The sequence below is a fragment of the Streptomyces sp. Root431 genome (assembly GCF_001426585.1).
GTDB lineage: Bacteria > Actinomycetota > Actinomycetes > Streptomycetales > Streptomycetaceae > Streptomyces > Streptomyces stackebrandtii.
Genome location: NZ_LMEI01000012.1, coordinates 677,942 through 700,378, shown reverse-complemented (window position 1 = coordinate 700,378; position 22,437 = coordinate 677,942). Strand labels below are relative to the sequence as shown.

22 protein-coding genes and 1 pseudogene are annotated in these 22,437 nt (G+C 71.0%); 8 read left to right on the top strand and 15 right to left on the bottom strand.

Annotated elements, in window-relative coordinates; all coding sequences use genetic code 11:
- Positions 1 to 118: 118 nt before the first annotated feature.
- The 4 genes and pseudogenes from ASC82_RS25420 to ASC82_RS25405 form a co-directional block, all read right to left on the bottom strand.
- Complete coding sequence (locus ASC82_RS25420) at positions 119 to 790, bottom strand: response regulator transcription factor (protein WP_056652381.1); 672 nt, start codon at positions 788 to 790, stop codon at positions 119 to 121.
- Positions 787 to 2,016, bottom strand: coding sequence for a histidine kinase (locus tag ASC82_RS25415; RefSeq protein WP_056652576.1), 1,230 nt, complete (start codon positions 2,014 to 2,016; stop codon positions 787 to 789). The genes ASC82_RS25420 and ASC82_RS25415 overlap by 4 nt, the downstream gene beginning before the upstream one ends.
- A gap of 22 nt (positions 2,017 to 2,038) precedes the next feature.
- Complete coding sequence (locus ASC82_RS25410) at positions 2,039 to 2,854, bottom strand: ABC transporter permease (RefSeq protein ID WP_056652379.1); 816 nt, start codon at positions 2,852 to 2,854, stop codon at positions 2,039 to 2,041.
- A pseudogene (locus ASC82_RS25405) lies at positions 2,851 to 3,782 on the bottom strand (ATP-binding cassette domain-containing protein). Before ASC82_RS25405 ends, ASC82_RS25410 begins: the two are co-directional and overlap by 4 nt.
- Positions 3,783 to 3,927: 145 nt before the next feature.
- On the opposite strand from ASC82_RS25405, the gene ASC82_RS25400 reads away from it, so the two are divergent.
- Entirely contained in the window at positions 3,928 to 4,497 is a 570-nt protein-coding gene (locus tag ASC82_RS25400; protein WP_056652376.1) for a GNAT family N-acetyltransferase, read from the top strand.
- A gap of 6 nt (positions 4,498 to 4,503) precedes the next feature.
- On the opposite strand, the gene ASC82_RS25395 is transcribed toward ASC82_RS25400, so the two are convergent.
- The 7 genes from ASC82_RS25395 to ASC82_RS25365 form a co-directional block, all read right to left on the bottom strand.
- On the bottom strand, positions 4,504 to 6,063 hold the full coding sequence (locus tag ASC82_RS25395) for a hypothetical protein (RefSeq protein ID WP_056652372.1): 1,560 nt from the start codon (positions 6,061 to 6,063) through the stop codon (positions 4,504 to 4,506).
- Between the two features lie 4 nt (positions 6,064 to 6,067).
- Positions 6,068 to 7,462, bottom strand: coding sequence for an ATP-binding protein (locus ASC82_RS25390; RefSeq protein WP_056652369.1), 1,395 nt, complete (start codon positions 7,460 to 7,462; stop codon positions 6,068 to 6,070).
- Positions 7,463 to 7,482: 20 nt separating this feature from the next.
- A complete protein-coding gene (locus ASC82_RS25385; protein ID WP_056652366.1) occupies positions 7,483 to 9,036 on the bottom strand; it encodes an SCO6880 family protein in 1,554 nt (517 codons plus the stop codon).
- On the bottom strand, positions 9,033 to 10,370 hold the full coding sequence (locus ASC82_RS25380; RefSeq protein WP_056652363.1) for a hypothetical protein: 1,338 nt from the start codon (positions 10,368 to 10,370) through the stop codon (positions 9,033 to 9,035). The genes ASC82_RS25385 and ASC82_RS25380 overlap by 4 nt, the downstream gene beginning before the upstream one ends.
- Positions 10,360 to 11,193: a hypothetical protein gene (locus ASC82_RS25375; protein WP_056652360.1), complete on the bottom strand. Its 834-nt coding sequence runs from the start codon at positions 11,191 to 11,193 to the stop codon at positions 10,360 to 10,362. The genes ASC82_RS25380 and ASC82_RS25375 overlap by 11 nt, the downstream gene beginning before the upstream one ends.
- A 130-nt stretch (positions 11,194 to 11,323) precedes the next feature.
- Positions 11,324 to 11,632, bottom strand: coding sequence for a hypothetical protein (locus tag ASC82_RS25370; protein WP_024757447.1), 309 nt, complete (start codon positions 11,630 to 11,632; stop codon positions 11,324 to 11,326).
- A 299-nt stretch (positions 11,633 to 11,931) separates the two neighbouring features.
- Positions 11,932 to 12,507: a TetR/AcrR family transcriptional regulator gene (locus ASC82_RS25365; RefSeq protein ID WP_056652355.1), complete on the bottom strand. Its 576-nt coding sequence runs from the start codon at positions 12,505 to 12,507 to the stop codon at positions 11,932 to 11,934.
- 116 nt (positions 12,508 to 12,623) lie between these two features.
- Between ASC82_RS25365 and ASC82_RS25360 the strand changes: the two genes are divergently transcribed.
- The 5 genes from ASC82_RS25360 to ASC82_RS25340 all read left to right on the top strand — a co-directional run bounded on the left by ASC82_RS25360 (position 12,624) and on the right by ASC82_RS25340 (position 17,081).
- Positions 12,624 to 13,499 carry an NAD(P)-binding domain-containing protein gene (locus ASC82_RS25360; protein ID WP_056652353.1) on the top strand — a complete coding sequence of 292 codons (876 nt, stop codon included), beginning with the start codon at positions 12,624 to 12,626 and terminating at the stop codon, positions 13,497 to 13,499.
- 81 nt (positions 13,500 to 13,580) lie between these two features.
- A complete protein-coding gene (locus ASC82_RS25355; RefSeq protein ID WP_056652350.1) occupies positions 13,581 to 14,615 on the top strand; it encodes a bifunctional lytic transglycosylase/C40 family peptidase in 1,035 nt (344 codons plus the stop codon).
- 213 nt (positions 14,616 to 14,828) lie between these two features.
- The gene (locus ASC82_RS25350) at positions 14,829 to 15,551 is read left to right on the top strand and encodes a phosphatase PAP2 family protein (protein WP_056652346.1); all 723 of its coding nucleotides are present in this window, start codon (positions 14,829 to 14,831) and stop codon (positions 15,549 to 15,551) included.
- A gap of 363 nt (positions 15,552 to 15,914) precedes the next feature.
- Entirely contained in the window at positions 15,915 to 16,757 is an 843-nt protein-coding gene (locus ASC82_RS25345) for a hypothetical protein (protein WP_056652344.1), read from the top strand.
- A 144-nt stretch (positions 16,758 to 16,901) separates the two neighbouring features.
- Complete coding sequence (locus ASC82_RS25340) at positions 16,902 to 17,081, top strand: hypothetical protein (RefSeq protein ID WP_024757453.1); 180 nt, start codon at positions 16,902 to 16,904, stop codon at positions 17,079 to 17,081.
- A 69-nt stretch (positions 17,082 to 17,150) separates the two neighbouring features.
- Here the strand turns inward: ASC82_RS25340 and ASC82_RS25335 are convergent, their stop codons facing one another.
- The gene (locus ASC82_RS25335; RefSeq protein ID WP_056652341.1) at positions 17,151 to 17,516 is read right to left on the bottom strand and encodes a metal-sensitive transcriptional regulator; all 366 of its coding nucleotides are present in this window, start codon (positions 17,514 to 17,516) and stop codon (positions 17,151 to 17,153) included.
- Between the two features lie 193 nt (positions 17,517 to 17,709).
- Between ASC82_RS25335 and ASC82_RS25330 the strand changes: the two genes are divergently transcribed.
- Complete coding sequence (locus ASC82_RS25330; protein ID WP_056652336.1) at positions 17,710 to 18,330, top strand: DUF47 family protein; 621 nt, start codon at positions 17,710 to 17,712, stop codon at positions 18,328 to 18,330.
- Between the two features lie 5 nt (positions 18,331 to 18,335).
- Positions 18,336 to 19,334: an inorganic phosphate transporter gene (locus tag ASC82_RS25325; RefSeq protein WP_056652334.1), complete on the top strand. Its 999-nt coding sequence runs from the start codon at positions 18,336 to 18,338 to the stop codon at positions 19,332 to 19,334.
- A 178-nt stretch (positions 19,335 to 19,512) separates the two neighbouring features.
- On the opposite strand, the gene pstB is transcribed toward ASC82_RS25325, so the two are convergent.
- Genes pstB through pstC form a run of 3 tightly spaced genes read right to left on the bottom strand, consistent with a single transcriptional unit; the run spans position 19,513 to position 22,359 of the window.
- Positions 19,513 to 20,289: a phosphate ABC transporter ATP-binding protein PstB gene (pstB, locus tag ASC82_RS25320; RefSeq protein ID WP_056652330.1), complete on the bottom strand. Its 777-nt coding sequence runs from the start codon at positions 20,287 to 20,289 to the stop codon at positions 19,513 to 19,515.
- 25 nt (positions 20,290 to 20,314) lie between these two features.
- Entirely contained in the window at positions 20,315 to 21,388 is a 1,074-nt protein-coding gene (pstA, locus tag ASC82_RS25315) for a phosphate ABC transporter permease PstA (protein WP_056652327.1), read from the bottom strand.
- A complete protein-coding gene (pstC, locus tag ASC82_RS25310; RefSeq protein ID WP_056652323.1) occupies positions 21,385 to 22,359 on the bottom strand; it encodes a phosphate ABC transporter permease subunit PstC in 975 nt (324 codons plus the stop codon). Before pstC ends, pstA begins: the two co-directional genes overlap by 4 nt.
- Between the last annotated feature and the right edge of the window lie 78 nt (positions 22,360 to 22,437).

Genomic DNA, 22,437 nt, shown 5'->3' with positions numbered 1-22,437 from the left:
CCGATGGTACTGCAGGGGGGACCCTGTGGGAGAGTAGGACGCCGCCGAACAATCATTGTGGGAAAGCCCCGCACCTTATGGTGCGGGGCTTTTCTGCGTTCCGGGGCCAGACCATTTCTTAGGCCGGCGCCACCAGTTGGGTGTCGTAGGCCAGGATGACCGCCTGGACGCGGTCGCGGGCGCCCGTCTTCGCGAGGATGCGGCCGATGTGGGTCTTCACCGTGGACTCCGCGAGATGGAGGCGTGCGGCGATCTCCGTGTTCGTCCAGCCCTGACCGACGACGGTGAGGATCTCGCGCTCCCGTTCCGTGAGGGAGGAGAGGCGCGGGTCCTCCTGGGGCGGGGCCGATGGTGTGGTGGGCTGGGGCAGGTGCTGGATGTAGGCGTCCAGGAGGCGGCGGGTCAGGCTCGGGGCGACGACCGCGTCGCCGCTGGCGACCGCGCGGATGCCGGCGAGGAGCTCCTCCGGCTGGGCGTCCTTCACCAGGAAGCCGCTCGCGCCGGCGCGCAGGCCCTCGTACGCGTACTCGTCGAGGTCGAAGGTGGTGACGATCAGGATCCGGGTGCGGGCGCCGGTCGTGACGATGCGGCGGGTGGCCTCGATGCCGTCCAGGCCCGGCATCCGGATGTCCATGAGGACGACGTCGGGGTGGTAGTGGTCGACCAGGCGGATCGCCTCGGTGCCGCTCGACGCCTCGCCGACGACGGTCATGTCGTCCTGGCTCTCGAGGAGCATGCGGAAGCCGAAGCGCTGCATCGGCTGGTCGTCGGCGATGAGTACGGTCGTCACGAGGGGGAGTCCTCCAGGGGGAGTCGGAGACGGACGCGCCAGCCGCCGGCCGGCAGGGGGCCGCAGGCGAGTCGGCCATCGTAGAGGGCGGCGCGTTCGCGCATGCCGGTGAGGCCCTGGCCTTGGCCGGGGGGTGCGGTGGTGGTCTGGGGCGTGCCCGAGTCGACGACCTCCACCAGGAGTTCCTTCGGGGACCAGGCCAGGAGCACGGTCGCCGACGCTGACGGGCCCGCGTGTTTCAGGGTGTTCGTGAGGGCTTCCTGGACCACTCGGTAGACCGTCAGTTGGGCCCCTGGGGCGAGGGGTTGGGGACTCGGTTCGTCCTTGACGTCGAGTCGGACCGGCAGGCCGGCCTTCCGTACGCCGGTGAGGAGGGTGTCCAGGTCGGCGAGGGTGGGCTGGGGGTCGCGGACCGCCTCCTGTTCGTCGTCGCGGAGGACTCCTAGGAGGCGGCGGAGGTCGTCGAGGGCCTGGCGGCTCGTCGTGCCGATGGCGTCGAGGGCCTGGGCGGCGCGCTCGGGGCTCTTGGCCGCCGCGTACCGGCCGCCGTCGGCGAGACCGGTGATGACCGAGAGGTTGTGGCCGATGATGTCGTGCATCTCCCGGGCGATCCTGGTGCGTTCGGCGGCGGCGGCGAGCCGGACCTCCTGGTCGCGTTCGATCTCCAGGCGGCGGGCCCGGTCGACGAGGCCCGCGGTGTGGTCCCTGCGGGACCGGACCACGAGGCCGAGGAGGGCGACGAGGGCGTACCCCCACAGGGTGGGGATGACGCGCTGGTCCCAGGTCTCCTGGGGGAAGCGGATCGCGCCCGCCACGAGCGGCGGCAGGAGGAGGGCGAAGGCCCACAGGAGCGCGCGGGGCGGGCGGCTGAGGGCGATGTGGAAGACGGGGAGCATCTGGAGGTAGCCGGCCTGGAGGAAGGCTCCGGAGCCTTCGCTGACGAGCGTCGCGCAGGCCATCACGGCGAGGGCCGTCATGGGCCGGCTGCGGCGCCAGTAGAGGGGCAGGGCGAGGGCGAGGCTCAGGGTGAGCACGAGCCAGGCGGGGACGGACGGGTCGCGGGCGGTGTTCCGCCAGCCGCCGGCCGCGTCCACGAGCGCCGCGAGCGTCCAGGCGAGTGTCAGGGCGGCGTCCCACACCGCGGGGTGCCGGGTGTCGAAGGCCCGCGCCCGGGCCAGCAGGCGGTGGATGTACCTGCTCAGGCCCGTCGCCTCGGGCGTCTCCATCGTGGTCACCCCGTCATCATCCTCATACGTCGCGGCGCTTGAGCAACAGCGCGGGGACGGCGAGTGCCGCGGCCGCCCACAGCAGCAGGGCGAGGAGTGCGGCGCCGGGGGAGGCCGCGCCGGGCATCGGGGTCGCGGTACCGAGGGCTCCGGCCGCCTGGGTGGGGAAGTACCGGATGGCGGTGTCCATCGCCTCGTACGGGAGCATCCCGAGGATCTCGGGCACGATCAGGACCCCTCCGACGAACGCGCCGATCGCGCCGGGCACGGAGCGCAGGCCGGCGCCGAGGCCGAGGGCGATGACGCCGAGGAGGGTGACGCCCGCGGCGTTGCCGGCGATCGCGGCGAGGACGCCGTCGTCGGTGAGGGAGGCGGCCTGGTCGGAGTCGGAGAGGAAGACCTGGGCCGTGAGGAAGGTGAGGACGGCGGTGGCGAGGGAGAGCGCGAAGACGGTGGCGGTGTAGACGGCGGCCTTCGCCCAGAGGACGGGGAGGCGGCGCGGGACGGCGGTGAGCGAGGCGCGGACCATGCCGGTCGCGTACTCGCCGGCGGTGACGAGGATGCCGAGGACGGCGAGGGCGATGCCGCCGAGCTGGGTGCCGTAGAGGGTGAGGACGACGGTGTCGACGTCGGAGTCGCCGCCGTCGGAGGTGTAGGTGGCGCCCATGAGGATGCCGACGCCGAGGACGAGTGCGGCGGCGGTGAGGAGGGTGAACCAGGTGGAGCGGACGGTCCAGAGCTTGTGCCATTCGGAGCGGAGGATTCGGGTGGGGGTGAGGCCGTAGGCCGGGGTCATGGTGGGGGTGGTGGTCGGGACGGTGGTTGCGGTGGTGGTCATGCGGGGGCTCCCTGGTATTCGACGGAGTCACGGGTCAGGTCCATGAACGCCTGCTCCAGCGAGGCGGCCTGCGGGGTGAGTTCGTGGAGGGGGAGCCCGTGGGCGGCGGCCGTGCGGCCGATCTCCGGGGCTTCGAGGCCGGTGACGAGGAGGGTGTCGGGGGCCTCGGCGGTGCAGCGCGCGCCGCGGAGGAGGGTGCGCAGCCGGTCCGCTTCCGGGGTGACGACCTTGACCGAGGCGCCGCCGGAGGTCCGTACGAGCTCGTCGACCGTGGTGTCGGCGAGGAGACGGCCCTTGCCGATGACGATCAGGTGGTCGGCGGTGAGTGCCATCTCGCTCATGAGGTGGGAGGAGACGAGGACGGTGCGGCCCTCGGCGGCCAGGGACCTGAGGAGGGTGCGGATCCAGAGCACGCCCTCGGGGTCGAGGCCGTTGACGGGTTCGTCGAGGACGACGGTGGCGGGGTCGCCGAGGAGCGCGGCGGCGATGCCGAGGCGCTGGCCCATGCCGAGGGAGAAGCCCTTGACGCGTTTGCGGGCGACGTGGGTGAGGCCGGTGAGGGCGAGGACCCGGTCGACGCGGGTGTGCGGGATGCCGTGGGTGTGGGCGAGGGCCATGAGGTGGTGGTACGCGGAGCGGCCCGGGTGGAGCGAGCGGGCTTCGAGGAGGGCGCCGACGACGGTGAGCGGGGCGCGGTGGCCGGCGTAGGGGCGGCCGTCGATGGTGGCGTGGCCGCGGGTGGGGGCGTCGAGGCCGAGGATCATGCGGAGAGTGGTGGACTTTCCGGCGCCTCCCCCTAGCCCTTCGGGCTGGGAGGTGCCCCCAGGCCGAGGAAGCCGGTGACGGTGCCGGGGCGGACGGTGAAGCCGAGGTCCTGGACGACGGTGGTGTCCCCGTACCGCTTGGTGAGGTTCTCTGCTCGGATCATGTCTTCGACGGTAGGGAGCGGGCGGGGGGCGTTCGTCCGACCGGGGGCGGGAGGTGGGGCGGGGGCGTAGTACCGCGGTACGACGGTCGGGGGTGTGAGGGGAAATGCCTTGTCAGGGGCGTCCTGTCGTGGCGAGGATCGGGGTATGGACTATTCGATACGTACCCTCCGCGCCGACGAGTGGGAGAAGGCGCGTGAGCTGCGGCTCGCCGCCCTTCAGGACCCGGTCGCGCACCTCGCCTTCCTCGATACGTACGCGGACGCCGTGGAGCGGCCGGACAGCTTCTGGCAGGAGCGTGCGGCGGGGGCTTCGGAGAGCGGGGACGGTGCCGTGCGCCAGTTCGTCGCGGAGGCGGCGGACGGGCGGTGGGTCGGCTCGGTGACGGTGCTGGTGGAGCGGGCCTCGGGCGACGCGGTGTTCGGCGCGGCGGCGAAGGTCGACCAGACGCACATCGTCGGGGTGTACGTACGGCCGGAGGCGCGGGGCAGCGGCGTGATCGACGGGCTGTTCCGGGCGGCCGTGGAGTGGTCCTGGACGCTGTCGGATCCGGTGGTGGAGCGCGTGCGGCTGTACGTCCACGAGGACAACGCGCGTGCGGCGGCCTTCTACCGGCGCTTCGGGTTCGTGGCGTCGGGGGCGCGCGTGACGCTGGACAGCGGTGTGAGCGCGGGCGCGGAGGAAGTGGAGTACGAGCTGCCGCGTCCGGTCGCCTAGTGGTTCCTACGGGGTGAGTGCGGCCTCCGGCCAGCGGCTGCGGGCCTGTTCGCGGGAGCGGAGGAGGGCCAGGGTCGGGAGGCCCTGGTGGTGGCCGCTGGCGAGGAGCTCCGGGAGGTCGGGGAGCGGGGCCACGGCGGCGACGTCGTCGAGGACGAGGGTCAGTGGTGGGTCGAGCCGACCGTCGGATGACCGTGCGGCCATGCGGCGGCCGTGCTCGACCACGCTTGCGGCGAGGGCCGTGAGGAGCGGCATCGCGCCGGGGTGGGCGCGGGGGTCCTCGATCGCCTCGCCCACCAGGTAGAGGGTGCCCCCTTCGGCGACGAAAGATGCGAGCGTCAGCGAATCCGTTCGATTCGGGACGCAGGCCTCGCGGATGTGGACCGAGGAGAGCGCGGCGAGCGCACGGGCCGTCAGTTCCTGGGCGAGGCGGCGGCTTTCCGGGTGGGCGGTGAGCGCCGATTCGAGGAGGCCGGCGAGGCCGGATGCCGCCTTGGGGTGGCTGCGGAGGATGCGTACGGGCTCGTGGGCGCCGGCGCCCTGGGCCCAGCGGTGGACCTGGCGGAAGGGGCGGCCGTCGACGGCGGCGGCGTGCAGCCAGCAGCGCAGGAGCGTTTCGGCGGTCTCTGCGGTGGCGGCGTCGAGGCGGGAGTGCGGGCGTACGGGGGCGAGCAGGGCGGCGGCCCGCTGCTGGGCGACGGCCGGGTCCTCGCAGTGCTCGGACGGGGACCAGTGGAGCCGGGCCGGGGTGTCGCAGAGGTGGCCGGGGTCGTGGAGGAGGACCGGTCCGAGCTTGCCGCGCGCGTCCTTCGTCGCCGACCAGACGGTGGGGTCGGAGGTGACGACGAGCACCGGTCCCTCGGCGTCCTGGATCGCCTGGACGGCGAGGGGGCGGCGGGCTTCGGCGAGGCCGTAGAAGGTGCGGGTGGGGGCGGAGGGGATCGGGGGAGCGGTGGGGTGTGCGGGCGGGGGGACCGCGGCGGGGGCCGGGGCCGGGTCCTGCTCCGGAGCCGGTGCCGGTGTCGGTGCCGGTGTCGGCGCCTGTGTCGGCGCCTGTGCCGGTGCCGGTGCTGGTGTCGGCGCCTGTGCCGCTTCCGCGGGGTGGCGGGGTGCGGGCGGGGCCAAGGTCTCCCGTATCGGCGCGGGCGGGGTCTCCCGTACCGGCATGGGCTTGCGGTCGTGTGCCTGAGGCGGGTCGTACGCGCCGGACTTGCGGTTCGCGCGGACCGCGCGCCAGCGGGCGATCGTGCCGAGGGCGAAGATCGCGAGGACGAGCAGGATCATCGCCTCGCCGATCAGCAGGCCCCAGAAGAGCCCGTACCCCGACAGCTCGCCCGCCGGGGTGGCCGGCCAGGCCGACGCCAGGTCGGTCGGGGCGGTCGCCAGGGAGCGGAGGGCCGCGGGGGTGCGGGTGAGGGCGACGCCCTCCGGCCAGGCGCCGTGGGCGAGGAGGCCGCCCAGGCCGGTGGCCGCCCAGACGAGGAGCGTGAGGCAGAGGAGGAGGCCGAACAGGCTGAGCAGCAGCCCGTCGGAGATGCCTCCTCCTCCCTTCCGTGGTGTGTCCATCCGGTCAGGCCACCGTCGACTGCGAGGTGCCGTTCATCTGCTGCTCGATGAGGATCGCGCGCTGCTCCGTCTCCCATTCGAGTTCCGGGTCGGCGACGGAGGACTCGGTCATCGCGCGGTCGGTGTAGACGAGAGGGCGTTCGCGTTCGGTGATGAGGTGTTTGACCACCTGCACGTTGCCGTTGACGTCCCAGACCGCGATGCCGGGGGTGAGGGTCGGGATGATCTCGACGGCCCAGCGGGGCAGGCCGAGGACCCGGCCCGTGTTGCGTGCCTCGTCGGCTTTCTGGGCGTAGATGGTCCGGGTGGAGGCCATCTTGAGGATCGCCGCCGCTTCCTTGGCCGCCGCTCCGTCGACGACGTCGGAGAGGTGGTGGACGACGGCGACGAAGGACAGGCCGAGACGGCGGCCGAACTTGAGCAGCCGCTGGAACAGCTGCGCCACGAACGGGCTGTTGATGATGTGCCAGGCCTCCTCGACGAGGAAGATGCGCTTCTTCCGGTCGGGGCGGATCCAGGTGTGCTCCAGCCAGACGCCGACGATCGCCATGAGGATCGGCATGGCGATGGAGTTGCGGTCGATGTGGGAGAGGTCGAAGACGATGAGGGGCGCGTCGAGGTCGATGCCGACGGTCGTCGGGCCGTCGAACATGCCCCGGAGGTCACCGTCGACGAGCCGGTCGAGGACGAGGGCGACGTCCAGGCCCCAGGCCCGTACGTCGTCTATGTCGACGTTCATCGCCTCCGCCGATTCGGGTTCGGGGTGGCGGAGCTGCTCGACGATGTCGGTGAGGATCGGCTGGCGGTCGGTGGTGTGGCCGGTGACGTAGGCGTGGGCGACCTTGAGGGCGAAGCCCGAGCGCTCGTCGAGGCCGTGGCCCATCGCCACCTCGATGATCGTGCGGAGCAGCGCGAGCTGGCCCGTGGTGGTGATCGAGGGGTCGAGGGGGTTGAGGCGGATGCCGGAGTCGTTGGCGACCATCGGGTCGAGCCGGATGGGAGTTATTCCCAGCTCCTGCGCGATGAGGTTCCATTCGCCGACGCCGTCCTCGCCCTGGGCGTCGAGGACGACGACCTGCCGGTCGCGGAAGCGGAGCTGGCGGAGCACGTAGGTCTTCTCGAGGGCCGACTTGCCGTTTCCGGACTCGCCGAGGACCAGCCAGTGCGGGGCGGGGAGCTGCTGCCCGTACAGCTGGAAGGGGTCGTAGATGTACCCCTTGCCGCTGTAGACCTCGCGGCCGATGATCACGCCGGAGTCGCCGAGGCCGGGGGCGGCGGTCGGCAGGTAGACGGCCTGGGCCTGTCCGGTGGAGGTGCGGACGGGCAGGCGGGTCGTCTCCACCTTGCCGAAGACGAAGGAGGTGAAGGCGTCGGTCAGGACGGACAGCGGATCTCGCATCGGTCGGTGCCCCTTCGGCCTTAGCGGCGGATGCCGGTCGCGAACGGCAGGGTGTTCACAAAGGCCCGGTGGTGCTCGCGGTCGCACCACTCCAGCTTCAGGTACGACTTGCCGGCGGAGGCCCTGATCGTGCGCTTGTCCCGGGCGAGGGCCTCGGGTGAACGCGACGACACGGTGATGTACCCGACGAGGTTCACTCCGGCGGCGCCGCTGGCGAGATCTTCACCCCGCTGGTCGAGCCGGCCGTGGGCGGCGATGTCGCGGGGGTCGACGGTGCGGTTCATCTTGGCGGCGCGGCTGGCGTCGGCCTCGTCGTTGGTCTTCTCGGTGAGCATGCGCTCGATGGCGACCTCGGTGGGCTCCAGGTCCATGGTGACGGCGACCGTGCGGATGACGTCGGGGGTGTGGACGAGGAGCGGGGCGAGGAAGTTGACGCCGACGGGGGTCATGGGCCACTCCTTCACCCAGGCCGTGGCGTGGCACCAGGGGGCGCGGGTGGAGGACTCGCGGGTCTTGGCCTGGAGGTACGTCGGTTCCATCGCGTCGAGTTCGGCGGGCCAAGCGTTTCGTTTCGTCATGGCCTGGATGTGGTCGATGGGGTGGTCCGGGTCGTACATGGAGTGGACGAGGGAAGCGAGCCGGGACTGGCCGAGGGGCTGGCGTACGCGGATGTCGGCCTCGGCGAGGCGGGCGCAGATGTCGGTGAGCTCGCGGGCCATGACGACGGCGAGGCCGGCGTCGCGGTCGAGCTTGCGGGCGCCGGAGGCGTGGCGGGCGGCGCGGGCCATGACGTTGGCCTCCGCGGCGAGTTCGCGCGTGTAGTGCATGCAGGCGACGAGGTAGGCGCGGTGCTGCTCGCTGGAGGTGGAGACCATCGACTGGAGCTGCTCGTACGACTCCTTGAGCCAGGCGGGGGCGGCGGTGTCGCCGCGCTGGCTGACGTCCTTGGCGTGGGCGTCGGGGTCGGCGGGGAGGGTGCGGGCCAGCATCTGGAGGCGGGTCACGAAGCCGTCGCCGTTGGCGACGTGCTTGAGGAGGGTGCCGAAGCGGTCGACGAGGGCTTCCTGGTCCTCGCTGTCGCGCAGGCCGACGCCGGGGCCCTCGATCTCGATGGCGGCGGTGACGGTGCGACGGTCGGCGTGGAGGAGGACGGCGATCTCGTCGGGGCCGAAGGGGGCGGCGAGCCAGCCGACGCGGCCGATGCCGGGGGGCGGGCCGATCTCGACCTCGCGGCCGTCGAGGCGGGTGCCGGACTCGGCGGCGACGGAGCGGTAGGCCGTGCCGCGCTTGAGCATGCGCTTGTAGCTGCGGTTGATCTCGTACCACTTGTAGAAGGTGCGGCCCTTGTACGGGAGGTACACGGCGGCGATGCCGACCATGGGGAGGCCGGCGAGGAGCGCGATCCGGAGGGGGAGGACGGGGACGAGGAGTCCGCTCATCATGCCGAGGAAGGCGCCGACGATGATGAGGGCGATCTCGCCCGTCTCACGGTTCTTGCCGACGATCGCGTTGGGCCGGGCGCGGCCGACGAGATACGTGCGGCGGGGCGCGACCGGCTGGGACTGGGTCGTCAACGCCCTCCACCTCCAGAGTTGCGGTTGCTGTGCGGGGTACCCGTGGTGGGACTGCTGCTACGGGGTGCGGGCGGGGGTGTGGCCCCGCCGCCGCGGTTGTCGCCGCCGCGGCTGCTGTGGGCGGCGACGCCGCCGGCGAGGGGGTTGGCGGGGCGGGCCTGGGAGCCCTGGCCGCCGCCGCCTCCGCTGTCGCGGGTGCTGTGGGTCTTGATGCCCTGGGAGACGAGGGAGGCGGGGGAGGAGATGACGGCCGCCGCGGTGTTCTCGCCGGCGCGGTGGAGCCGGTTGTTGCGGGAGGCGGCGATCTCGTCGCCGAAGCCGGGGACGAAGCGGTAGATCACGCCGGAGGCGAAGATGGCGAGCAGGATGATCGCGAGTCCGGAGACGACGGCGGAGAACGAGTCGGGTCCGGTGCCGGAGGAGAGCGCCCCGGCGAGGCCGAGGACGATCACGATGACCGGCTTGACGAGGATCACCGCGATCATGATTCCGGCCCAGCGGCGGACGTGGCCCCACATGTTCTTGTCGACGAGGCCGGAGTAGACGACGACGCCGAGGAGGGCGCCGACGTAGAGCATCACGGCGCGGAGGAACAGCTCCAGGTAGAGGACGCCGGCGGCGAGGACGGTCACCAGCGACACGATGATCAGCATGATGGGGCCGCCACCGATGCTGTCGCCCTTCTGGAGGGCCTGTTTGAAGCTGCCGAAGAAGACGTCGGTCTGCTGGCCGGTGCCGGAGGCGATGACCTCGGTGACGGCGTCGGTGGCGTTGACGACGGTGTAGAGGATGAGCGGGGTGAAGGCGGAGGCGAGGACCGTCAGCCAGAGGAAGCCGATGGCCTCGGAGAGTGCGGTGGTGAGGGGGACGCCTCGGATGGCCCGCTTGGCGACGGCGAGGAGCCAGAGGAGGAGGGTGAGGAAGGTGGCGGCGGCGAAGACGACCGCGTACCGGCCGAGGAACTCCATGTTGGTGAAGTCGACGTCGGCGGTTTCTTTGACGGCCTTGGAGAGGTAGTCGATGGTGGCGATGGCGGCGTCGGCGCAGCCTCGGGCCAGGGAGGAGAGGGGGTCGAGGGCGGTGGTGGGGTTGGGCAGGGGTGCCTGGGTGCTTCCGCTGCCGGGCTCGCCTCTCTCGCAGAGCTGCTTGGCCGTTCCCGTGAGGAGGCCGCAGTCGTTGCCGCCCGCGCTCGGCGTCGGGGTCGGGGTCGGCGTGGGCGTCGGGGTGGGTGTGGGGGCCGCGTGGGCGGCCGGGGCGAGCAGGAGGGGGGCGGCGAGGAAGGCCGCGAAGGCCGCGGTCGACGCGCGCGCTGCGAGGCTTCGGCTAGCGGGCATAGGTGAACGCTCCGTATCCCTCGACGGCCGCGGCGATCTCGTCGGCCGTGGAGGCGCGGTTGTCGCCGTTGACCGGGGTGGGGCCCTCGCTCTGGCTGAGGGACTGGATGCGCCAGTCGCCGCCGACCCAGGTGAGCTTCTGCGTGAGGGTGAACCAGGTGGAGGTGACGGGCTTGGTCGAGCCCGCGCCGGCGAGGCCGCCCAGGCCGGTGCACCAGACGTCGACGGTCGCGGAGTTCTCCGTGTAGTCCCGGACCTTGGCGCCGATCGGGACGGTGCGTGAGACGAAGGTCGTGCCGGCGGGCGGGGCGCCGTTCTCGTCGAGTCCCATGCCGGCCATGAGGCCGGCGGAGTAGGAGGCGTCGAGCTTCTTGAGGAGGCCTTCGACGACGGCGGGGTCGTGGATGGCGCGCACGATCTCCTCGCGCGTGCCGTCCTGGAACATCTCGGCCGAGCCGAGCGCCACCGCGTAGTTGGTCGCGGCGCTCTGCGCGCCCTGCTCGCTGCGGGCGAAGCCTGCGGGGAACCGGCCGTTCTTCCCGGTGACCGGGCGGACGCCCGTCGCTGCCGTCGGGGCCTGTTCGCCGGGGGTGCCCGCCGTGGGGGCCGCGTCCGCCGGTTCGCCGCCGCCGCGGTTGGCGAAGGCGATGGCGGCGATGAGGAGGACCACCACGCTCACGACCGTGATGAGGGAGCGGGAGCTGCGGACGGGGCGGCGGGCGCCGCCGTAGACGTCGCCGCTGTTTCCCTCGGGCAGGCGGGTCCGGGTCTGGCCCGAGCCGCCCACGCCGCCGAAGCCGTCGTGCTCGTCGCCGAGGCTCATGCCGGGTACGCCCCCTCACTCGTTCGCGGGTACGACAGTGCTGCAACCTGGCCGGCCATGACGTGACCGGCCATCAGGGAACGCACACACAACATCAGCTGGCCTCAGGAGGATGGAGTCCGACGGGGGATCAGACGGCCATCCCGTACACGATGGTGAACAGCGTCCCCAGCGATCCGATGATGAAGACGCCGGTGAGGCCGGCCACGATCAGGCCCTTGCCCTGTTCCGCGCTGAACGTGTCGCGGAGCGCGGTCGCGCCGATGCGCTGCTTGGCCGCTCCCCAGATGGCGATGCCGAGGCAGAGCAGGATGGCCACGGCCATCACGACCTCGATCATCACCTTGGCTTCGTTGCCCAGGCTGCCGAAAGGCCCCCAGTTCGGGGCGATTCCACCGATGATGGTGGTGATGTCGCCCTTTTCTGCCGCCAGGTACATGTAACTCACCGCCCCTGTTGGGTAGTTAACTGGCCCTGCCGGACGGCATGGGTCATCGCCCTATCTTCGCTGATGAAACCGCTCGCGTGTGACGGCTTGGCGGCTCTCTTTACCCGATCCCCGCACACTTGACCGGTCTGACCGTCTTGACCTGCGGTGGTGTGGCCGGTTTCTATGCGAAGAACCGTATGGTCACTCTGTGTATCACGGAGGGTGACTCCGGGCAATGATTGTCGTTGTTGCACTCTTGGGGCGCCGTCGTGGCGGCGGCGGGGCGGGGTCGCGGCGCCGCGTGATGGTCAGGCGTACGAGGCGACCAGGCGCGACAGGTGACGGCCCGCCAGGAGGAGCGGGTCCTGGGTTCGGGTGACCTGGGCGGTCACTTCCGCGCCTTCGAGCGTGTTGATGACGGTGGCGGCCAGGTCGCGGGCCTCGGGGGAGGGGAAGCCGCAGCCGAGGAGCTTGTCGGCGACCAGGTTCTGCCAGGTGCGCAGGGCGTCGGCGCAGGCCTGCTGGATGGGGCTGTCGGCGGTGCCGAGGGTCTCGAGCGCGGCGGCGGTGACCGGGCAGCCGTCGGTCCAGCCGGAGGCGCGGAGTTCGCGGGCCAGGAGGCGCGCGCAGGCGTCGATGGCCTCGGCGGGGTCGTCCACGCTGTCGAGGGCGGTGCGCAGCAGGTCGGCGAACTCGTCGCGGCCGTGGGCGATCGCGGCGACGGCGACGGCTTCCTTCCCGCCGGGGAAGAAGTGGTAGACGGAGCCGAGGGTGGCGTCCGCCTCCTTCGCGATCTGCTTGATGCCCGTTCCGACGTAGCCCTGGCGCTGGATGAGGCGTGAGGCGGCGACGACGATCCGGTCGTGGGTGCTGCTGGTCTGCATGGGGCGAGTCTAGTCGGCACAGTGAGTAGAGCGTTCGTTTTAGTGCGTGCTACGGTCGTGCCCGAGCGCTGGATAGAGCGTTCGTTTTAGTCATCGTGCATCGATGGGGGACAGCTGTGCAGAACGACCATTCCGTCAACGTCACCGTCATCGGCCTCGGGCCCATGGGGCGCGCCATGGCCGGCGCCTATCTCGACCAGGGGTACGAGGTCACCCTCTGGAACCGCACCCCGAGCCGCGCCGCCGAGCTCGTACGGCGGGGAGCGGTCCTCGCCGCGAGCCCCGCCGAGGCCGTCGCCGCCGGCGAGCTCGTCATCCTCAGTCTCACCGACTACGACGCCTTCTACGCCGTCCTCGGCGCGGTCGACCCCGCCGTCCTGGCGGGCAGGGTCCTGGTCAACCTCAGCTCCGACACCCCGCAGCGGGCCCGGGAGGCCGCCGCCTGGGCGGCGGAGCGCGGCGCCGTCCAGCTCACCGGCGGCGTCCTCACGCCGCCGTCCGGCGTCGGCGACCCGGCCTCCTCCACCTTCTACAGCGGGCCCCGCGAGGTCTTCGAGGCCCACCGCGACACGCTTTCCGTGCTCACCGGCACCGACTACCGCGGTGAGGACCCGGGGCTCGCCGCGCTCTTCTACCAGCTCAACATGGTCATGTTCTGGACGGCGCTGTCGAGTTACTGGCAGGCCCTCGCCCTCGCCGACGCGCACGGCATCACGGCCGCCGAGCTCCTGCCGTACGCCCGGAACGCGCTCGACCTCGGCCGGTTCCTCGACTTCTACGCGCCCCGCGTCGACGCCGGCCACCACGGCGGTGACGTCGACCGCCTCGCCATGGGTCTCGCCAGCGCCGAGCACGTCCTGCACACCGTCACCGACGCGGGTGTGGACGGGGCCCTGCCGGCCGCGATCGTCGACCTGTTCCGGCGCGGTGTGGAAGCCGGTCACGGGGACGACAGTTCCTCCCGTCTCGTGGAGGTGCTCAAGAAGAACTGACGGCACGTCGCGCAACCACCCCACAGGACGCCCCGCCGCCTAGACTGGCCCCGGGGCGTACTGCCAGGAGCCAAGGGGTGGTTGACGGTGCGTAAGGCTGGCAAGGCGTGGCTGGTGGCCGGCGGGGCCTTCGGGGTCTGCCTCAGCTTTGTCGCCCTGCTCGTCGTGGGGACGTACTCCGCGGCGGCGGGTCTCATGGGCGGCGCGGGCAGCGGCAAGAACGGCACCGTGGGCCTCGCCAAGGGCTCCGTGCCCGCCCTCTACCAAGGACTCGTGCAGAAGTGGGGCAACCTCTGTCCCGCGATCAACCCCGCCCTGCTCGCCGCGCAGCTCTACCAGGAGAGCGGCTGGAACCCGCGGGCCGTCTCGCCCGCCGACGCCCGCGGCATCGCCCAGTTCATCCCGGGCACCTGGGCCGGGCACGGCATCGACGGGGACGGGGACGGGGACCGGGACATCTGGGACCCGGCGGACGCGATCCCCTCGGCCGCCTCGTACGACTGCGAGATCGCCGGCTACGTGAAGAACGTGCCCGGGGACCCGGCGAACAACATGCTGGCCGCGTACAACGCGGGCGCGTACCGGGTCATCCGGCACGGCGGGGTGCCGCCCATCAGCGAGACGCAGAACTACGTGCGGATCATCCGCTCCCTGGAGAAGAGCTTCGCCCGGCCGGTGGGCCGCGTCGAGCCGTCCCAGCAGGCCGCCGGGGCCATCCACTACGCCCAGCAGAAGCTCGGCACCCCCTATCTCTGGGGCGGTACGGGCACGGCCGCGCAGAATGGCCGGTTCGACTGCTCCGGGCTGACCCAGGCCGCGTACCAGGCCGTCGGCATCGAGCTGCCGCGCGTCGCCAACGACCAGTACAACGCCGGGCCGCACCCGAGCAGGGACGAGCTCCTCCCCGGCGACCTCGTGTTCTTCTCCGACGATCTGACGAACTCGCGGGCGATCCGGCACGTCGGCATCTACGTCGGCGGCGGGTACATGATCGACGCCCCGCGGACCGGCGCGGTCATCCGCTTCGACCGGATCGACACCCCGGACTACTTCGGTGCGACACGGGTCACGAAGGAGGGCGCCGCCGCGCTGCCGACCCATCTGCCGCAGACGTAGGGGCAGGAGACGGACCGTCGGGTCGTATGGGACATGGCCGGAACTCTCCGTCATGCGGTGGCCCTGAGCTGCGGTGCACCGTCACTCTTCGATAACGTCCTCATGATCCACCGGAGAGAGCGGAACGCGCGCCTCAGGCAGTTCGTTCCCTGATCCGAACGCTCTGACCACGGGGGTGGGAAGACAGACACGAGAAGCAAGGGGCCGCAGCAGATGGCTGGACTCGCATCGGACGGTTCCAACCCCGATGTCAGCCTGCTCTACGACATCAACGGCCTCGCGAAGGCCGCTCCGCCGTGGTTCGACCGCGTCATGGAGTTCGTCGGCGAGTACGGGATCATGCTCGGGATGGTCCTCGTCGTGCTCTGGTGCTGGTGGAGCGTCCGCCGCAACGGCACCCTGGGGGACTCCGTCTCCGCCGTCGCCGGCATCGTCTGGGCCCCGCTGGCCGCCGGCATCGCCCTTCTCGTCAACATCCCCATCCGGGGCTTCGTCGAGCGCCCCCGGCCGTTCAAGGACCACGAGGGGCTCGACGTCCTCGTCGACGGCAAGACCGACTTCTCGTTCGTCAGCGACCACGCCACCATGGCCATGGCGCTCGGCGTCGGCCTCTTCGTCGCCCACCGGAAGTTCGGCCTCGCCGCCATCGGCCTCGCCCTCGCCGAGGGCTTCGCCCGCGTCTACATGGGCGTGCACTACCCGACCGACGTGATCGGCGGATTCGCCCTCGGTACGGCGGTGGCGCTGCTCCTCGCCCCCGTCGCGCTCGCCCTGCTCACGCCCGTGGTCTCCGCCGTCTCCCGCTCGGGCCGCGGCGCCCGGCTCGTCCGCTCCCGGCGGGCCCCGGAACCGCGCCGGCCCGAGGCCGTCGGCATCCCCGAGCCCCGGCTCGGCGGCCCGGCCGCCGGCACGGACCAGAACGACCTCGCCGCCTAGGGATCCGTCCGGATGCAGGGCCCGTCCGGATCAGGGGCCGTCCGGCCCTGATCCGGCGGACACGTTTCAAGGGCCTTCCGGCGACGCGGTACGCAGGTGCTCCGAGGCGTCCGTCCTGGCCCTCTCCCGCGATCTGCGGGCCGGTCCCGACCAGCCGCAGCTGCACTTGGCCAGCGCGAACGAGCCGCGCTCCGTCGTCGTGGTCGTGTGGGGAGAGGCATGCGCGTGCACCCCACCACCGTACTGCGCGTGACGGCTCGCCCGGGCCGTCGTTATGCGGAGCGGGTGTCCCCGGGCCCGCGGGAGCACGGGGACGTGCGGGTCCCGGGCAAACAGCGGTGAGGCGTTGGGGGTTGGCAGGCGATGGTGGTGCAGGGGTACGGGCGTCCGCACGGTCGCGGGAGCGGGGCGTTCGCCGTCACCGCGGCTCTGGTCGGCTCACTCGTCGGGGGTCCGGCGGTCGCGGGCTGCGCCGCACCCGAGGACCCGAAGCCCGCGGGGGACCCCCTCCTGACCGTACGGGCCGCCGCCGAGGCGCTGACCAGGGCCGGCACCGCCAAGGCGAGCACCTCCATGGAGATGGCCGCCGGCGGCACCCGGGTCACCATCCGTGGCGAGGGCGGCTACGACTTCCGCCGCCGCACCGGCCGGCTCCAGGTGATGCTGCCCAAGGACGCGGCCGGGACCGACGAGCACCGGCCGATCACCGAGCTCCTCACCCCCGGCGCCCTCTACATGAAGAACCGCGGCGCGGGCGTGCCCGCCGACAAGTGGGTCCGCGTCGACACCACGACCCTCGACGACGGGAACCTCGTGACCGGCGGGGCCACCGACCCGGCGGCCGCGGCGGAGCTGCTGCGGGGTGCCCGGGAGGTCACGTACCTCGGCGAGGTCGATCTGGCAGGGGTGAAAGTCGGCCACTACCGCGGCGTCGCCGACATCGCCCACGCGGCGCGCGTCGCCTCGCCGCAGCTGCGCGGGGCGCTCGCCGCGGCGGCGAAAGGGTTCGCCAAGGACACGGTGCCCTTCGACGCGTATCTGGACGCGGAGGGCCGGCTGCGGAAGGTCCGCCACCAGTTCAGCTTCAGCAACCAGGGCCGTACGGTCGCGGTCGCCTCGACGACCCTGCTGTACGGCTTCGGGGTCCGCGTCCAGGTGACGCTGCCGGACCGGCGGGACATCTACGCCGGGAAGATCAAGGCCTGAGCAGGGGCGCGGCGGCGCCCGGGTGGTTCGGACCATCGCCGAAATGGTCCGGACGTGTCATGCGCGCTCAGTGGCGCTCTCCCTACGCTGGGAGACCGCCGGGAACCCTGGGAGACAGACGCCGGCAGGAAGAGGTGACCGCACGTGGCCCCGCCCGGTACAGCGACCGTCCCCGCAGACCCGGACTGCGTCGCCCTCGCCGAGATCGAACTGTGCGGCGAACTGATCATCGCGGCCTCCGCCGCCGACGGGGAGCGCCTCAGCGCCGACCGGATCGACGAGATCCTGCGGGTCGCCGCCGAGCGGGCCGTACGGGAACGCTGACCGTACGGCCCCCCGCCTCGTACGGGGATCCGCCGCGCAGGGGGATCCCGCCTCGCGGGGGAGGCCCGCTCAGGTGCGCATCATGCGGGCGATGGCCTTCGTGGCCTCCTCGACCTTGGCGTCGATGCCCTCGCCGCCCTTGGTTGCCGCGTCCGCGACGCAGTGCCGCAGGTGCTCCTCCAGGAGCTGGAGGGCGAAGGACTGGAGCGCCTTCGTCGACGCCGAGACCTGCGTGAGTATGTCGATGCAGTAGACGTCCTCGTCGACCATCCGCTGGAGGCCGCGGATCTGGCCCTCGATGCGGCGGAGCCGCTTGAGGTGCTCGTCCTTCTGCTTGTGGTAGCCGTGCACGACGTGGTCGTGGCCGGCAGGCTCGACGGCCCCGGCAGCCTCGACGGTCTCGGGGGTGACCTGGTCCGCCTCGGTGGTCGTCATCGCGTCCTCCCGTTGTCCAGAAAGGGGGTGTATACCCCTCGTGGGTATATGGTACCGATCCCCGCCGATCCGGGCGGGGGCCCGTGCAGTTCACTGTGCCTGATGGGCGACACTGAGAGGACGCCGGTTAGCCGTGGCCGGATGATGCGCCTAGCATCAGCCTGACCGAAACCCAGCACCCCGAGGACCTCACGTGCGATTTCGTCTGACCCCCAGGGAGACGAGCTTCTACGACATGTTCGCCGCGTCCGCGGACAACATCGTCACGGGCTCCAAGCTCCTGATGGAACTGCTCGGAGCGGAGCCTTCCGCCCGGGCCGAGATCGCGGAGCGGATGCGGGCAGCGGAGCACGCCGGCGACGACGCTACCCACGCGATCTTCCACCAGCTGAACTCCTCCTTCATCACACCCTTCGACCGCGAGGACATCTACAACCTCGCTTCGTCCCTCGACGACATCATGGACTTCATGGAGGAGGCCGTCGACCTGGTCGTCCTCTACAACGTCGAGGAACTCCCCAAGGGTGTCGAGCAGCAGATCGAGGTCCTGGCGCGGGCGGCCGAGCTGACCGCCGAGGCCATGCCGAACCTGCGGACGATGGACAACCTCACGGAGTACTGGATCGAGGTCAACCGTCTGGAGAACCAGGCCGACCAGATCCACCGCAAGCTGCTCGCGCAGCTCTTCAACGGCAAGTACGACGCCATCGAGGTGCTCAAGCTCAAGCAGATCGTCGACGTGCTTGAAGAGGCGGCCGACGCGTTCGAGCACGTCGCCAACACGGTGGAGACCATCGCGGTCAAGGAGTCCTGAGCTTCGTGGACACCTTTGCTCTGATCGTGACCATCGGTGTCGCGCTCGGCTTCACCTATACGAACGGCTTCCACGACTCGGCCAACGCCATCGCCACCTCGGTGTCGACGCGTGCGCTGACCCCGCGCGCGGCCCTGGCCATGGCCGCTGTCATGAACCTCGCGGGTGCCTTCATGGGCAGCGGGGTCGCCAAGACCGTCAGTGAGGGGCTCATCGAGACCCCGACCGGCGACAAGGGGATGGGCATCCTCTTCGCCGCGCTGGTGGGCGCGATCATCTGGAACCTCGTCACCTGGTACTTCGGTCTGCCGTCCTCCTCCTCGCACGCTCTGTTCGGCGGCATGGTGGGTGCGGCGCTGGCCGGTGGCACCGAGGTGATCTGGGAGGGCGTCCTCGACAAGGTCGTCATCCCGATGTTCATCTCGCCGGTCGTCGGTCTCGTCGCCGGTTACCTGGTCATGTGCGCGATCATGTGGATGTTCCGCAAGGCCAACCCGCACAAGGCCAAGCGCGGCTTCCGTATCGCGCAGACGGTGTCGGCGGCCGGCATGGCGCTCGGCCACGGTCTGCAGGACGCGCAGAAGACGATGGGCATCGTGGTGATGGCCCTGGTCATCGCCGATGTGCAGGAGTCCGGCGACGACATCCCGGTGTGGGTGAAGATCGCCTGTGCCGTGATGCTCTCGCTCGGTACGTACGCGGGCGGCTGGCGCATCATGCGGACGCTCGGCCGCAAGATCATCGAGCTGGACCCGCCGCAGGGTTTCGCGGCGGAGACGACGGGTGCGTCGATCATGTTCGGCTCGGCGTTCCTGTTCCACGCGCCGATCTCGACGACGCACGTCATCACCTCCGCGATCATGGGTGTCGGCGCGACCAAGCGCATCAACGCGGTGCGGTGGGGCGTCGCCAAGAACATCGTCATGGGCTGGTTCATCACCATGCCGGCGGCGGCGATCGTCGCTGCCGCGAGCTACTACGTGGTGCAGCTGATCTTCGGCTGACGGGCGGTGCCGCCCGGTCTTGCTGGGGGTCCGGGGGTTATCCCCCGGGAGGACACAGCGTGGTGCAGCTGTTCTTCGGCTGACCTACGGACGTAAATGGTTGGGCCCGGCTCCCCTGTGGGGAGCCGGGCCCTTCGTCTTACGGTGGCACCGCCATGCAGCACCGCAGGACGAGTCTTTATCCGAAGCGGCCGGAGATGTAGTCCTCGGTCGCCTGGACGCTCGGGTTGGAGAAGATGCGCTCGGTGTCGTCCAGCTCGATCAGCTTGCCGGGCTGGCCGACGGCCGCCAGGTTGAAGAAGGCCGTGCGGTCGGAGACGCGGGCCGCCTGCTGCATGTTGTGCGTCACGATGACGATCGTGAAGCGCTCCTTCAGCTCGCCGATCAGGTCCTCGATGGCGAGGGTGGAGATCGGGTCGAGGGCGGAGCAGGGCTCGTCCATGAGGAGGACGTCCGGCTCGACGGCGATGGCCCGCGCGATGCACAGACGCTGCTGCTGGCCGCCGGAGAGGCCGGAGCCCGGCTTGTTCAGGCGGTCCTTGACCTCGTTCCAGAGGTTCGCGCCCTTGAGGGACTTCTCGACGATCTCGTTGAGCTGGGCCTTCTTGTACTTGCCGTTGAGGCGCAGGCCCGCCGCCACGTTGTCGAAGATCGACATGGTGGGGAAGGGGTTGGGGCGCTGGAAGACCATGCCCACCGTGCGGCGCACGGCGACCGGGTCGACGTGGCTCCCGTACAGGTTCTCGTCGTCCAGCATCACCTTGCCCTCGACGCGGCCACCGGGGGTGACCTCGTGCATGCGGTTCAGGGTGCGCAGGAAGGTGGACTTGCCGCAGCCGGAGGGGCCGATGAAGGCCGTCACCGAGCGGGGTTCGACGGTCATCGAGATGTCGTCGATCGCCTTGTGGGCGCCGTAGTACGCGGAGAGGCCGCTGACGTCGATTCGCTTGGCCATGTGAATCACTTCCAATGAGCCGCGGTCAGCGGCCGGTCTTCGGGGCCTTCCAGCGGGCGATGCCGCGGGCCACCAGGTTGAGGATCATGACGAAGGCGATCAGGACGAGCGCTGCGGCCCAGGCACGGGACACGGCGGCGTCGGTGCCGACCGAGTACTGCTCGTACACGTAGAGCGGCAGGGAGGACTGGGCGCCTTCGAAGGGGTTCGGGTTGATGAGCTTCGTACCGAACACGAGGAGCAGGACGGGGGCCGTCTCACCGGTGATGCGGGCGACCGCGAGCATGACGCCCGTGGTGATGCCGCCGATCGCGGTGGGCAGGACCACCTTCAGGATCGTGCGCCACTTGGGGATGCCGAGTGCGAGGGAGGCCTCGCGGAGCTCGTTCGGGACGAGCTTGAGCATCTCCTCGGTGGAGCGGACGACGACCGGCATCATCAGGATGGCGAGGGCCATCGCGCCGGCGAAACCGGAGGGCCCGAAGCCCAGCATCAGGTTCCAGGTGGCGAGGATGAAGAGGCCGGCGACGATCGACGGGATGCCCGTCATGACGTCGACGAAGAAGGTGACGGCCTGGGCGAGCTTCCCGCCGCCGTACTCGACGAGGTAGACCGCGGTGAGGAGGCCGATCGGGGCGGCGATCAGGGTCGCGATGCCGACCTGCTCGATGGTGCCGAGCAGTGCGTGGTAGACGCCGCCGCCGGCCTCGGCGTCGAGGACGCCGTTCATCGAGTGGGTCAGGAAGTACATGTCGAGTACTTCCATGCCCTTGCTGATCGTGACCCAGGCGAGGGAGAGCAGCGGGATGACGGCGAGGACGAAGCAGACCCAGACGAGGCTGGTGGCGACGCGGTCCTTGGCCTGGCGGCTGCCTTCGACCTTGGTGGTGACGGCGAAGGTCGTGAGGACGAAGAGCAGGGCGGCGATCATGCCCCACTGGACCTTGCTGTGCCAGCCGGCGGCGAGGCCGATCCCGATGCCCGCGGCGATGGAGAACGCGGCGACGGCGGCCGGGGTCCAGCGCGGGAGGCGGGCGTGGGAGAGGGATCCGCGGCGCGGGGCGACGGAGACCGGACGTTCCTGTATGGCGTGGCTCATGCCGCGGCCCCCGAGTACTCCTTGCGGCGGCCGATGATCCAGCGGGCGGCGCCGTTGACCAGCAGGGTGATGACGAAGAGGACGAGACCGGAGGCGATGAGCGCGTCCCGGCCGTACTCGTTGGCCTCGTTGAACTTGGCGGCGATGTTCTGCGCGAAGGTGCCGCCGCCCGGGTCGAGGAGGTGGCCCGAGATGAGGAAGCTGGGGGAGAGGACCACGGCGACGGCCATGGTCTCGCCGAGTGCGCGGCCGAGGCCCAGCATGGAGGCGGAGATGATGCCGGAGCGGCCGAAGGGCAGCACCGACATGCGGATGACCTCCCAGCGCGTGGCGCCGAGGGCGAGGGCGGCCTCTTCGTGCATCTTCGGGGCCTGGAGGAAGACCTCGCGGGTGACGTTGGTGATGATCGGCAGGATCATGATCGCCAGCAGGATGCCCACGGTGAAGAGGTTGCGGGCGGGGCCGTCGCCGGCCTTGTCGAAGATGTACGTCCAGCCCAGGTACTCGTCGAGCCACTGGTTGAGGCCGTCCAGGTACGGGACGAGGAAGATCGCGCCCCAGAGGCCGTAGATGATGCTGGGCACGGCGGCGAGCAGGTCGACGATGTACGCGAGCGGCTTGGCCAGCTTGCGCGGCGCGTAGTGCGAGATGAAGAGCGCGATGCCGATCGCGACGGGCACGGCGATGAGCATCGCGATGATCGAGGAGACGATCGTGCCGAAGGCGAGGACGGCGATGCCGAAGACCGGCGGGGTGCCGGCGGGGTTCCACTCGAAGGTGGTGAAGAAGTTGGTGCTGTCCTTCGAGATCGCGAGGATCGCGCGGTAGGTGAGGAAGCCGGCGATCGCGGCCATGATCACGAGGAGGGTGATGCCGGAGCCTCGGGACATACCGCTGAAGATGCGGTCACCGGGGCGGGACGCGCTCTTGGCGCGCCTGTTCCTCTGTATGTCTGGTGTGGTGGTAGCCATCTGCTTCTCCGGTCTGCGGTGCCCGTACGGGTGTGCGGGCTCCTGGCGGCGGTGCACCGGATGCCGGGGCCGGCCCCC